Origin of the sequence: Xanthomonas sp. SI (genome assembly GCF_014236855.1) — a bacterium.
Taxonomy (GTDB): domain Bacteria; phylum Pseudomonadota; class Gammaproteobacteria; order Xanthomonadales; family Xanthomonadaceae; genus Xanthomonas_A.
The window spans coordinates 455721-468998 of record NZ_CP051261.1; the positions used below are offsets into that span (position 1 = coordinate 455721).

3 protein-coding genes are annotated in these 13278 nt (G+C 72.2%); all 3 read right to left on the reverse strand.

What is annotated here, in order from left to right; genetic code table 11:
* Positions 1 to 161 precede the first annotated feature (161 nt).
* Genes HEP75_RS02115 through HEP75_RS02125 form a run of 3 tightly spaced genes read right to left on the reverse strand, consistent with a single transcriptional unit; the run spans position 162 to position 13276 of the window.
* Positions 162 to 12224: a filamentous haemagglutinin family protein gene (locus HEP75_RS02115; protein WP_185825263.1), complete on the reverse strand. Its 12063-nt coding sequence runs from the start codon at positions 12222 to 12224 to the stop codon at positions 162 to 164.
* Between the two features lie 24 nt (positions 12225 to 12248).
* Entirely contained in the window at positions 12249 to 12602 is a 354-nt protein-coding gene (locus tag HEP75_RS02120; protein ID WP_185825264.1) for a hypothetical protein, read from the reverse strand.
* Positions 12599 to 13276: a hypothetical protein gene (locus tag HEP75_RS02125; protein WP_185825265.1), complete on the reverse strand. Its 678-nt coding sequence runs from the start codon at positions 13274 to 13276 to the stop codon at positions 12599 to 12601. Before HEP75_RS02125 ends, HEP75_RS02120 begins: the two co-directional genes overlap by 4 nt.
* Positions 13277 to 13278 lie beyond the last annotated feature (2 nt).

The window sequence follows — 13278 nt, forward strand, 5'->3', positions numbered from 1 at the left end:
TGAAATGGCCTGATTTTCATGGAGATGAAATAATGAATTGATCGGAAACTAACGATTAACTCGATTATTTTAAGAGGCGCGAATTGGCGTCTACAAAATGCCCCATTTTCTGCTTGCCGCGGCGACGCCAGAACGCCGCCGCGGCCCGTGTCGCGGCACTGTCATGGACCGGGCTGGCAGCGCGGATCGTCCACCTTGCAGTCGCCGAAGCCGACCACCTGCACGGTGATCACCGAGGGCGCTTCGCGTGGCGTGGAGGTGCCGCGCGCCGCCAGATCGCCGACCGCATCGGTCACCGCCGCGGCGGCGTTGGAGGCGGCGCTCAATGCGCCGCCGTCGACGTTGCGTGCGGTGCCGACGCCGACCGCATCGCCCTGCACCTGGATGTTGTCGGCATTGGCGACGAACTGCGCGGCCACGATCAGGTTGCCGCTGGCGCGAATGCCGGCATCGCCGGCATCGACGGTGCCGCGCGGGGCGACCAGCACCGCGTTGCCGCGCGGATCGTCCGTGTTCAGGCGCAGCGTGGCGATGCCGGCGCCGCTGACCTGGCCGCTGGCATCGAGGATGCAGTACTGATCCTGGTCGCACAGGTAGCGCGCACGTGCGCGCTCGGCGCTGGTCTTGCTGCCCTTGCCGGCGTTGATGTCGCCGTTGGAACTCCACAACATCAGGTCGCCGCCGCGTTGGGTGAAGATGCGGCTCTGCGCGAGCAGCACGCTGGCGTCGGTGAACACGCCGATGTCGCCTTGCCCCACGGCCAGGATGCCTTGCTGCGCCGGACCGATCAGCACGTTGCCCTGCGCATCGGTGACCACCGGCGGCGCCAGCACGCTGCCGACCTGCAGCCCGCCGCCGGGGCCGAGGATGCGGATGTCGCCGCCGGCCTGGGTCTGCAGGGTGGAGCCGCGCATGTCCAGGGTGCCGGTGACGCTGCGGGTCGCCGCGCCGTTGGCGCCGCCTTCCAGATTGTTGCGGGTGTAGCCCAGCCGTGCCGGGAACAGCGCTTCGATCGCGGCATAGCCGCGCGTGTATTTCTGGAAGTCCGGGCTGGCCCGATCCGCGTAGCCTTCGCCGACCTGTTTGAGCACGTCCAGGAACACGCGTTCGCTCAGCAGGCGCCGGGTCGCGCTCGGCAGCTGGGCGAACTGGCGCCAGGCCTCGACGGGCGTCGGCGTGTCCTGCGCGGTCGCGGCTTGCTGCGCGAGCGGCGTCGAGGCCGGTGCGGACGCGTCCTGCGCATGTTGGCGCACGAAGTCGAGTAGCCATTGCCGGTAGGTGTCGGTGTTCTGCTGGCTGCCCGGATCCAGATACAGCGCGGCCAGCGCGTCGGCATCCTCGCCGTTGGCCACACCGTAGCGCACCACCAGGTCGGCGCCGGAGGCGGTGCGGATGCCGCCCGCATTGCGGTCGACAAGGCCGATGCGCAGGCCCTTCATCGCCTCTTCGGCTGAGGTCAGCGGACCGAGATTGCGTCCGGCCTCCACCTCGAACGTCCCTGGGCCGGCGAGCGACATCCAGCCCCAGCGCACGGCCTGGTCGCCAAGCGGGCCGCCGAGGATCGAGGTGTAGCGGATGTCGCGCCCGGCCTGCACCCGAGTCACGTCCGAGGCCCGGTAGTTCTGCGCTCGCAGATCCAGGTTGACGATGTCGCGGCCGGCACGGATGTCGGCCGGTTTCGGCAATTGCAGGGTCAGCGGATTGAGCATGAAGCCGTCGGCCGCATAGCCGCTCGCCACGTCGCCGTCGCGGCTGTAGAGGCGCACCGGTTGCGCGTCGTCCCGATGCAGGCCGAGTTGCGCGCCGCTGCCGGCGGCATTGTCGTTGCCGTCGTAGTTGCCGGTTTCGTCGAGCATCGCCAGTTGCAACCTGCTCTTGCCGGCGACCAGGGTGTCGTTGAACAGGCGGATATCGCCCTGCGCCATCGCCTCGAGCTGCCCTTGCGCCGACGGATACAGGCGGCCGCTGGTCTCGAACTGCAGGTTGCCGGCGTGGGCAACCGCTTCCACCCGGGCCGGCAGCACGTTGTCGAACACGCCGTCGTTCAAAATGAGACTGTCGGTGCCGCGGCTCGCATCGCGCGCGCCGTTGCCGAACAGCGTCGCCGGCAGCTTGAGCGTGCCGAGGCGGATATCGCCGTTCAAGGTGTCGATGGCGATCGCCGAGGCGCTGCCGTAGTCGGTGCCGGCGCGGGTGCTGTCGCTCATCAAGGCGGCGACGCCGCCGGAGGACAGCACGTAGCTGGGATTGACGATGGCGCCGAGCGCGGCGTCGCCGCCGGCGTGGATCGTCCATTGTCCGTCCTGCAGCGCGAACACCGGATCGACCGCGCTGCTCACCTGCAGCAGCGTCCCCGAGGCGTCGTAGCCCTGGCCGCTCAGCGTGAATGCGCTGCCCAGGTTGCCGCCGGCGTCCAGGCGGCCTTGTCCGCGCGCGACGAAGTAGTCGCCGCCGAGCACATCGCGTCCGGCCTGCACCTGCAGGTCGCCGCCGCCATAGGTCTGGCGGCCCTGCGCGGTCAACCGGTAGCTGGTCGGCAGCGACACTGACAGTTCGCGGATGTCGCGTCCGGCCTGTACCGCGACGTCGCCGCCGCTGCTGAGCACGCCCTGGGCGAAGCCGCCGTAGTTGATCAGCCCGGCGCTGGGGGTCACGCCATCGGCGCCAACCGGATTGCCGACCTGCAGCCACGGCCACCAGTACTGACCGACGTAGTTGCCGACCACGCCGGTGCGGCTGCCGTCGCGATCGAACACCTGGCGGTTGCCGAGGATGTCGCGCCCGGCCTGCAGCAGCAGGTCGCCGGCGGCTTCGGCATTGGCCTGCGCGCTGACCACCTGGTCTGCGCTGTGGCTGGCGGCGTCGCCGCGCACGATGCGGATGTCGTTGTCGGCCTCGCTGCCGGCGGCGGGCTGGCCGGCGCTGTAGATGCTGGCCGGCGCGTCGGCGTCGGCGAACTGCAGGTCGCGCGCGGCGGCGATCTGGATGCTGCCGGTGCCGGTGCGCACCACGGTCGGCAGCAGCACGTCCTTCTTGCCGCTTTCCTGGTAACGCTGGTGGCCGTCGAGCACCACGTCGGCGTCGCTGCCGGCGCGCAGCGCGTCGGGGCGGATGCTGGCGAAATCGGCGCCGGCGACGATGCGGTAGCGGCTGCTGTCGCCGCCGATCAGGCTGGTGGTGGCGAGCGGCAGTGGATTGCTGGCGTTGGCCTGCAGCGACGGGGTGTTGTGGGTGGCGGCCGGCAGCAGCGGGCCGAGCACCGGTGCGGCGGGCAGGGCCAGGGTGGCCAAGCCGAACACGCCCGAGTTGGACAGCTCGGTGTTGTAGGCGAACAGGTCGAGCAGATAGCTCTGGTAGCCGGCCAGGTAGGTGGAATAGTCGGCGGGCGAAGTCGGCGCGCGCGGCGCCTGCGGCTGGTCGGGGTAGTCCTGGACCGGGTAGCCGTTGTCCGGCGAGTAGCTGTAGATCACCCCTTCCAGCAGGCTCATCGGCAGCCCGCCCAGGTCGTGCGGTTGCTGCAGCATGTCCAGCAATTGCAGGTATTGCCCGTAGTACTGCGCGGCCTGGTCGGGATCGCCGAGGTCGGACGGCGGCGCCGGGAGCAGGCCGTCGATGCTGATGAAGGCATTGTTGAAGGCGTTGTCGAGCAGCGCCTGGTAGGCGTTGGCCGCGCCGCTGTAGGTGCCCTGCGGGCCGCCGCCGCCGAACGGATTGCGCAGCTGGTAGAAGCCGTCGCTGAGGCTGGCCTTGATGGTCACGCCGCCCTCGGCGCGCAGGGTCAGCACTGGCGCGTTGCCGTTGTAGCGGAAGTCCAACTGGTCGCGGTTGGCGCCGGCGCCGAGGTTCCAGTTGCTCATCACCCGGATCTCGCCGCCGTTGATGGCCGGATCCGGATTGCGCAGCTCGATGCCGGGGCGCGCGCGCAGGTTGGGCAGGTTGCTTAGCCGCGGTTCGAACGCGAAGCCGGGGCGTTGCACGAAGCCCATCAGCGTGCCGGGCGTGCCGGCGCTGTCGTCGGCATAGCCGTAGAACTGGCGATGCGCGGCGTTGGCGCTGTCCGGGGTGAATGCGTAGCGGCTGAGGTAATCGGCGATCTGCGCCGGCGTGGTGGGCGCCGCCACCGCGTTGCCGGCCAGGTCCGTCCAACTGCCGGCCAGCAGCGCGCCCTGCGCGTCGTACCAGCCGGCCGGATCGACGATGCCGTCGAAGTGTTTGACCGGATCGGTGCTGGCGTCGGTGGTGCTCCACACCGCGTAGGCTTCCAGGCCCACTTCGCGCGCGCCGCGCACGCTGGCGCCGTTGGCCACGGTCACGTTGACCTCGCCGTCGGCGAGCAGCGGCGTGCGGATCTCGACGTTGCCGCCGGACAGGCCGCCGGCGCTGCCGCCGGACACATCCAGCACCGCGCCGGCACCGAGCGCGATGCTGCCGGCCGCGCCGGCCTGCACGTTCTGGTAGCCGTAGTCGGTGTTGAGGGTGCCGTCGTCGCGGCCGCTGCTGCCCAGCGTGATGGTGCCGCCGCGCTTGTCGGCGGCGCTGCCGCGGGCCAGCAGCTGGCCGTCGATCGCCACGCCGTGACGGCCCCACAGCGCGATGCTGCCGCCCTGGGTGCCGGACGCATCGATGCTGCCGGCGATGCCGATGTTTCCGTTCGCCGCATCGCGGCCGATGGCATCGGCGCCGCCGTCGGCGGTCAGGGTCACCGCGTCGGCGCGCAGCGTGTTGCCGGCCGACAGCAGCAGGTTGCCGCTGCGCGCGTGCAGGTCGATGGCACCGTCGAAGCCGCCGCCGGCCAGCTGCGCGGCCAGCGGATCCAGCGCGATCGCGCTGCCCGAATCGAGCAGGAAGCGGCCGCCGCGGCCCTGCGCGGCGTGGCCGTCGAGGGTGCCGGGCAAGCTCACCCGGCCTTGCGCCGCCGACAGGTTGACGCTGCCGGCGTCGGCATTGCCCACAGCCGACACGTCGATGCGGGTGGTGGCATCGGCCAGCACATCGCCGGCCGTGGCCTGCAGCGTGACCGTGCCGCCTTGGGTCGGCTTGGTGGTGTCGAAGAACGTGCTGGCCACGCCGGACGCATCCAGCGTGGCGCCATCGTGCAGGCGCAGCGCGCCGTCGCTGCTGCGCAGGACGATGCCGCCGGAATTGGCGCGGATCAGCCCGTTGCTGTCGATGCTGGCGCCGACCAGCGTCACCCGCCCGCCCAGCGGTTGCGCCGTGTTGACGCTGGCGCCGCTGCCTTGCAGGCGCAGTGCGCCGCCGGTGCGCAGAGTCTGGTCGGCGCCGGCGTCGGCCAGCAGCAGCGGGGTGCGCAGGTCCACGTCGCGCGTGCCGAAATCGAACTGGCCGCGGTCGCGCACGTACAACGTCTGCGCCGCATCCACCGCGACCGCGCCGAACCCGGTCAGTTGCTTGTCGCCGCCGGCGAAGGCGACTTCGCGTCCCTGCAGGTGCAGCAGGCCGCCGCCGGCCACGGTGTCGGCCGGTGCCGCGCTGGCGCCCTGGTTGGACAGGGTCAGCTGATCGGCGCTCAGGCTGACGTCGCGGCCGTCGCCGACGAAGCGGCCGGCACTGAGCGTGAGCGCATTGCTCACGCGCAGGTCAAGGCCGCCGGCGAAGTCCATGTCGCCGTAGCTGTGCAGGTTGACCTGTTTCGCCTGCGCGAACTGGGCCAGGCTGCCGGCGCCCAGCACCAGGCCGTCGGCATCGCCGCTGGCCGCCTGCGCGTCCAGCCGCACGTGGCCGGCGCTGGCGTAGATGCGCTGGCTGCGTAGCAGCGCGCCGGCATCGATCGCGCTGTCGCCGGTGGAATCCAGGCTCAGTGCCGCGGCGCCGTCGAGCAGCGCGCCGGCGCCGATCTGCAGCCGTGCGCGCGCCTGCGCCGCCTCGGGCACGTTCGCCCGTTCGATGGTGGCCGCGCCGAGGCTGGACAGGCGCAACAGCGCGCCGTCGCCGCTGCTGCCGCCGTCCTCGCCGATCAGTAGCGTCGTGGCCGCGCGATCGCCGCTGCCGCCCTGCGCGCGCAACACGCTGCCGGCATCCACGCGCAGGCCGCCGTCGGCAGCGTCGCTGGCGGCGGTCGCCAACAGCAGTTCCGGCGCTTGCAGCGCGCTGCCGGCGTCGTTGCTGATCCGCAACTGTTGCGAGGTGACATGCAGGCGCGTGCCGTCGGCGCTCTGCTCGCGGGTGCCGCCGAGCAGCAGGCTGCCGGCGTTCATCGCGTTGAGCGCGCTCGCCTCCACGCCGACGTAGCCGGATGCGGCGCTCTGGCCGGCGCCGAGCACCTGCAGCGCGCGCGCGGCGATATCGATCTGCGCGGCGTTGCCGCCGCTGGCCGCGGCGGTGGACAGGCTGGCGCCCAGGCGCAATGCCTCGCCCGCGGCCAGGATCAGCTGGCCGCCATCGCGCGGCAGCTGCGGCGTCGCGGTGCCGGCGCTGGCCGCCTGCGCGGCGAAGAACGCGTTGGCGCCGGTGCGGGTGTATTCCGAGTACTGGCCCCAGGTCGCCGCCGACTGCACTTCGAACAGCTGGCTGCGCGCGCTGCGGGTGCCGCTCAGGGTATCGACCAGATAGCCGGCGACCACCGCGGTGCCGTCGGCCGCGACCAGGTTCTGCGCGGCGGTGGCGTCGGTGCTGGCGCTGCGCGCGACCACCCGGTAGGCGCCGGGCAGGGTGGCGTACTTGGCCGGCAGCAGCGTGTAGTCGCCGTCCGCCAGGCCGGGCACGCCGCTCAGATGCACGGCGCTTCCGAGCGCGGGCGTGCCGCCCTTCTGTTCGAACGCCGCGTCGCTGGCGGCGATCGGGGTCTGCACGCCGGGCACGATCGCGTAGACCGTACGGCCGTCCGCGTACAGCGGCACCTGGGTGGCGTTGCCGCTGGCATAGCTGGTGTTGGTCGAAGACAGCAAGTCGCGGCTGCCGCCGGTGCCGGGCACCCACTCGCTGGCCTGCAGGTCGCCGCCGCCGGACAGGTCCACGCGCGCGCCGGGCGCCAGCGCGACGCTGTCGGCGTCCAGCCGGATCTGCTTCTGCGGCGGCGCGGTCAGCGCGGTGTTGCTGCCTTGTGCGCTGCCGTCGTAACGCCACTGCGAACCGTCCACGGTGCTGCCGTACGGCAAGGTCGCGCCTTCCAGCGACACCGAGGTGAGGCTGCCGGCACCGAGGCTGACCTCCAGCGTCGGCGTCAACGTGCGAGTGCCGAACACCGCGCGGGTGGCGTCGTCGTCGAGCGCGCCGACCCCGAGCAGCAGCCGCCCGCTCGGCGCGCGCAGGCGTCCGTCCTGGGCGATGCGCGTGGCATCCAGCGCCAGGGTGCCACCGGCCGACAGCGGCAGCGCCGGCGTGTCGCCCTGTGCCTGGATGCGGATGCTGGTCTCGGCGCGGCTGCCGTCGCTGCCGAGCGCGCCGAGCGCGCGCACCAGGAAGGTTTCGCCGCTGGCCGGATACAACTGCGCGGCGCTGAAGCTCAGATTGCCGGCGGTCAGCAGTTCGCCGGCTCGCGGCGTGGCGATGCCGTTGGCGTCGAGCAGGTAGGCATAGGCGGCGGGCGTGTGGAAACGCACTGCGCCGCTGCTGGACAGGAGTGCCTCGCCGACCCCGTCCAGCGCGAACTGGCCGCCGAGATCGATCTGCGCGGCGTTCACCGTCAGCGTGGTCGCGCCGGGCGCCTGCGGTTCGGCCAACACGGCGGCCGGGCTGTTCGGCGACTGCCAACCGTTGAGGCCGACGTAGGCGGCGCTCAGGCTGACCTGGCCGCTGTCGGCTAGCCTGCCAAAACCGGTCGCGTCGTCCGCCAGCAGTGCATAGCGCGGCGCATTGAACACCAGCGCGCGCGCCAGCGACAGGTCGACGTCGCCAGCGAAGCCGACCGCTACCTGCGGGCGCAACGTGTTGGTCGGCGACTGGTCGCCGACCAGCAGGGTGTCGATGCCGCTGCCGTCCAGGCGATCGGCGGCGAAGTACAGCGGACCGGGCGTGGCGCTGGCGTTCGGCAACGGGGCGCCGGGCTGCGCGCCCTGCGGCAGGCGGCTGTCGTGCTGGGTGAAGATCACGCCGCTGGGGCCGGGCAGCACCTGATTGCTGCCGTCGACCAGTTTCAGCGGCAGCAAGGCCAGGGTGCCGCCGCGGTCCTGCGTGCTGCCGCCGCCGGCGTGGATGCTGCCGTCGAAGTACAGGCCGGTGCTGGCGGCCAGGTCCAGGCGCCCGCCGGCGCTGCCCACGCTCTGCGCCTGCAGCGTGTCGCCGCCGCCGATGATGGGGTTGCCGGTGGGCAGGTCCAGCACCGCGGTGGTGCCGGACAGGTCCAGCTGCGCGCCGGCGGCGACCACGATCGCGCCGCTGTCGTTGCTGAGGGTGATGTGGCCGCCGTCGAGCACGCGCCCGCTGCGCGGCCGCACCAGGCCGCTGGCGCCGGGCTGCAGCGCGGCCTGCGGATCGAGCAGGGCGATGCCGGAGACGTCCAGGCGGCTGTTGGCGCCCAGCCACAGCGCCTTGCCCGGTGCCGCATAGGCCGGGCCGCGGTCCACGTCGGGCGCCGCGGACAGGCCCGAGTCGCGCGAGGTGTCGCCGGAGATGGCGATGCTGCCGCCGTGCGCCTGGATGCTGCCCAGCACCTCGACCTGGCCACGCCCGCCGATGCGTACGTTGGCGCCCGGATCCAGCAGCAGCTGCGCGCCTTCGTCGAGCAGCACGCGGCCGCTGGCGCCGCTCAGGCTGGGATTGCCGGCGACGCGGCCGAGGAAATCGCCACCGCGCAGCGCGAAATCGGTGGCGGGACGATAGAACGGATCCAGCTGGCCGAGCGTGGCGTAGCCATTGCCGCCGGCCTGCGCCGCACCGGCGACCACGTCGCTGCCGCTGGCGGCGCCGCGCAGCGCCTGCAGGTTCGGGAGCAGATTGCGCTGGCTCACCCGCAACTGGGTGCCGGCGACGACGGTAGCGTCCTGCTCGGCGGCCAGGTCGTAGCTGCCGAAGCTGTTGTCGGCGAAGAAACCGGCATCCAGGTGCAGTACGCGCGCATCGCTCGGTGCGCTGCCGCCGATCTGCACGCCGAAGGCGCGCAGGCTCAGCGTGCCGCCGCCGGCGAAGTTGTCGGCGCGCAGATTGGCCGGGTCGAATTGAAGCAGCCCGGCGCCGTCGGCGACCGGGGCGTTAGCGGTGTAGGTGGGCGAGCCGGCACTCTCGTTGGACGGGCGCACGTAGGTGTGTAGCGCGATGTCGCCGCCATGGCCGAGCAGCCGCCCGTCGCGCATCGCCAGCGCGCCGTTGCCGTCGACATAGCCGCCGCTGGAGGCGTCGAGCAGCGCGCCGGGCGCGATCAGCAGCGATGCGCTCTGGTCGATGTTGTTGCCCGTGGCCGTGTCGGTGACGGAGGCCTGCAGCGCATCGAGGGCGATGCTGCCGCCATCGACGAAGGCACTGCCCTGCGGAGCGTTGCCGAAGCGGCGGTCGTCGTTGATCCAGCGCCCGCTCACGTCCAGTCGCGCACCGGCGCCCAGCAGCAGGTCGCCGTGGCCGAGCGACTGCTGCGTGTTGCCGATTTGCCGTGGATCCTGCACGTAGGCGAAGCCGCCGCTGCTCTGCAGCGCGATCTTGCCGGCGTGTGCGGTCAGCGTGCCGTCGATCTGCAGGCGCTGCGCCTGCAGCGAAATCGCGCCGCCATCGGCGACCTGCAGCGCCGCGTCGGCGGCGACCTCGATCACCGGCGCGTTGCCGATGGTCAGCGTCTGCAATCCGCTGCCGTTGACCATGCGCGTGGACAGCTGCGACCAGAACAGCGGATTGTCGCGGTCCTGCGCCGAGGCTGCGCTGCCCGGCAACGCATCGGCGCGCGTCCCGAGCATCAGCCCCTGCGGCATCGCCGTGGCGTCGTCGACGATGCGCCAGCTGCGTTGCTCGCGGCTGATGTCGCCGTTGACCGACAGGCCGATCGTTGCGTTGTACAGGCCCACATCGCTGTCGATGCGCAGCACGCCGCCTTGCGGCAAGGTGCCGCTGGCAACTTGGTAACGCCCGGCGAGCGCCTGCGCGGAAAGATCGCCGGCGAGCAGCGCCACACCCGGTTGCGCTCCGCTGCCGCTGTTGTGGCGGCCGAGTTCGATGTTCAGCGCACCGGCGTCGCCGCCCTGCAGATAGTCGCTCTCGTAGTAGCGGCGGCTGCCCAGCAATGGATTGCTGAACTGTTCGCTCACGCCCCAGCGCGTGTGCGCGACGGTCTGCGTGCCGGCCACGCCCAGGTAGCGCATGGACGGGTCGGCGCTGGCCAGGTCGTACAGGCGGCCGTCGGCACCGAGCAGGCGCGGCGTTTCGACCATGCCGCCGAGCATGTGCACGTAGCCGCCGTCCATGTTCACCTGCGCGCCGGGCGCGATCACCAGGTCGCGCGCGCCGATGTTGATGGTGCCGCCGTCGAGCAGCATTTCGTCGATGGTGCGCGGCACCTGGTCGACATAGCCCTGCGCGTTGAGCAGCGGGCTGCCGACCCAGGCCTGGCCATCGGCGCGCACGCCGCTGGCGCGGCGATCGAATTGCAGCGACTGGCGGAACAGCGCGCCGTCGCGTTGCAGCGGCGCGTCGGCCAGTTCGTTCTGGCCCACGCGCGGGATCTGGATCAGGTTGCTGCGCATCGCCTGCTGCACGTCGGCGATGCCGGACACATTGAGCTGCGCGCCGCTATCGATCATCAGCCGATTGTTGAGCGGGGTGCGACCCTGCAGCCGGACGGTCTCGCTGCCCAGGCCGATCAGGTTCACGGTGCCGCCCGGGGCGAAGGTGAGCGACTGCTCGCGCAACTGTACCTGGGCGCCCGCCAGGATCATCTGCGGACCGAGGAAGGCCAGATCGGCGGCGCTGCTGGAGGTGGTGGTTTCGCCATCGTGCTCGGGCAAGGTGGCGGTGACCGAACCGGGCGCCAGTTCCAGCGCACCGCCCCTGTAGTTGGCCAGCGCATCGCCGCCGGAGGTGCTGTCCTGGTTGATCGCCAGCAGCATCACGCTGCCCGGGCGGCTGATGCTGGTGCTGGCCTGGACCAGGCCGCGCTGCTGCACGCTGTAGCCGACCAGCGTCGCGTTGCCGCGGGTCGCCGCGATCGTGCCGCTGTTGACCAGCGAACCGATTGCGGAGCTGTCGCTGCCGGCCGGCGAGAAAAAGCCGCTGAAGCCCAGCGGCATGGTGGTGCCACTGCTGGCGCCGAGCAGCGTCTGCAACTCCTGCGACTGCCGCAGGCCCAACACCGCCGCCAGCATCGCCTGCCCGTCCTGCGCGGTCACGGTACCGGCGTTGCTGACGTTCGGCGCGGCGATCAGGGTGTAGCCCTGGCTGCCGCTGGCGATGCGCGCGCCGCTGTCGATCTGGATGTCGCCCGGGGTCTGCCCGGCGGCCATGCTGTCCAGTCCGGTCAGCACCGTGCCGCTTTGCCCGGTGCTGCCGAACAGGCCGCGGGCGAGGAAGGTCTGGTCGCTGGTGGCGCGGTTGGCGTCGAACAGATCCAGCGACGACACCAACAGCGAATGCACGTTGACCTGGCTGGCGCCGCCGAACAGCACGCCGTTACGGTTGAGCAGGTAGACCTGGCCCGGCGCCTGGATGCGGCCCAGGATTCTGCTCGGCGCCGCGCTCGGGTCGTTGACCCGGTTCAGCGCGATCCACTGCGCCGCGTCGCTGCCGCCGGCGGACTGGTCGAACTGCAGCACGGTGCGGCTGCCGACGTTGAACGTCTCCCAGTTGAGGATCGCCTTCTTCTGGGTCTGCTGGATGGTGACCTGGGTGTCGCCGCCGACCGTCTGCTGGGTCGGCGCACGCGCGCCCAGCCAGACGTTGCGCTGGCCCAGGCGCGGATCGTCGCTGCGCACCGCGCCCGGATCGATGATCGCGCCGTCGGGCAGTTGCAGGCCGCCCTTGCCCAGGCCATCGGGGACCATGCCGGCTTGCGCTGCCTGCGCCGCGGCGCGCGCGGCGGCCTGCGTCGCGTCCAGCGCCTGGCGCGCCTGCGCGGCGCGCTGGAACGCCTGCAGCGAGGTCTGCGCCAACTTGCTGGCCGCCGCCGATTGCAGGCCCTGCTGCTGCGCCGCGGCCGCGGCCTGCGCGCCCGGGTCGGCGCCACGGCGCACGAACGGGCTGCTCTGCGCCTGGCTGCGGCCGACCAGGGCGGCCGAGATCGCCAGGCTCAGCACCAGCAGGCGAAGGGGACGGCGGAGGCGGTTGCGGCGGCGGCGACGGTTGCGGGGCATGGCGGCGATCTCGGTGGCGGCGCGTCAGCGCGCCGGAGCGAACGGAGTAGGGAGGTAATGCGGCTGCGGCCGCTGCGGAACCAGCGAGCGGCCGTAGGCATCGCCGTAGCGCTGGCGCAGCGCCGCCGGCGTGGGTTGCCCGCGCTGCAGCGGATCGAGCGTGGTCGCGGCGGCGGCCAGCGGCGAGGCGCCGGGGCGGGCGCTGGCGGCCGCGGCGCGCAGCGTCTGGTTGAGGCAGTCCAGGTGGCCGGCGACGTCCTCGCCGATCCGCACCTGCACGCAAGGCGCAGTCGCCGCGGGTGTGGCCGGTGCGGCGTGCGCGTGCAGTGCCAGCGCGGCCAGCGCGAGCGATGCCAGCGCGGCGCCGCGGCGCTTCATTGCACGCTGTCCTGCATCGCCGTGGCCGTCGCCGTGGCCGCGATGGCGCCGGCGCAGGCCTGGGTCTGCGCGTGCTGCTCGGCCAGGCGGTCTTCCAGCGCGCGCACGCGGTTCTCGCGGGTCACCCTGGCCATGCCGAACATCTCGCGGCCGTGGCTACGCACGAAGCGCACGAAGGCCGGGTCGCGATACAGCGCGGCCAGTTCGCGCGCGGTGGCGTACAAGGCCTCGCTGCCGCTCGCGCACTGCGCCATCCGCGCGCGCTGGCGCTGCAGTTCCGCATCCAGCGTCGCCTGCGTCTGCGCCTGTTGCGCGGCGGCCTGCGCGCTCTTGGCGTGCACTTGCTGCTGTTCGCGCTGTTGCGCCAGCGCCGCGTCGCGTTCGCGCTGCGCCTGTTGCAGTTGCCGCTGCAGCGCGGCCTCGCGGCCCGGATCGGCGCGTGGCGCCGGCGCCGGCGTTGGCGCGGCGCGCAGCGCATCGCGCTCGCGTTCGGCGGCGGCGGTGGCCAGTTGCTGCTGCACCAGGTCCGCTTCGGCCTTGCGCAATCGCGTGCTGGTCTCGCGCAGCGCTTCGCGCAATCGCGTCTCGTTGCTGTCCTGGGCGTGCAGCGGGGCGGCGGCGAGCAGCGTCGCCGCCAGCATGCCGCAGGCCAGGTAGGAGGGAAGGCGGAGCATGC

Coding starts and splice junctions, on each gene's coding strand:
- HEP75_RS02115 (WP_185825263.1), bottom strand. CDS start 12,224: ATGCCCCGCAACCGTCGCCGCCGCCGCAACCGCCTCCGCCGTCCCCTT.
- HEP75_RS02120 (WP_185825264.1), bottom strand. CDS start 12,602: ATGAAGCGCCGCGGCGCCGCGCTGGCATCGCTCGCGCTGGCCGCGCTG.
- HEP75_RS02125 (WP_185825265.1), bottom strand. CDS start 13,276: ATGCTCCGCCTTCCCTCCTACCTGGCCTGCGGCATGCTGGCGGCGACG.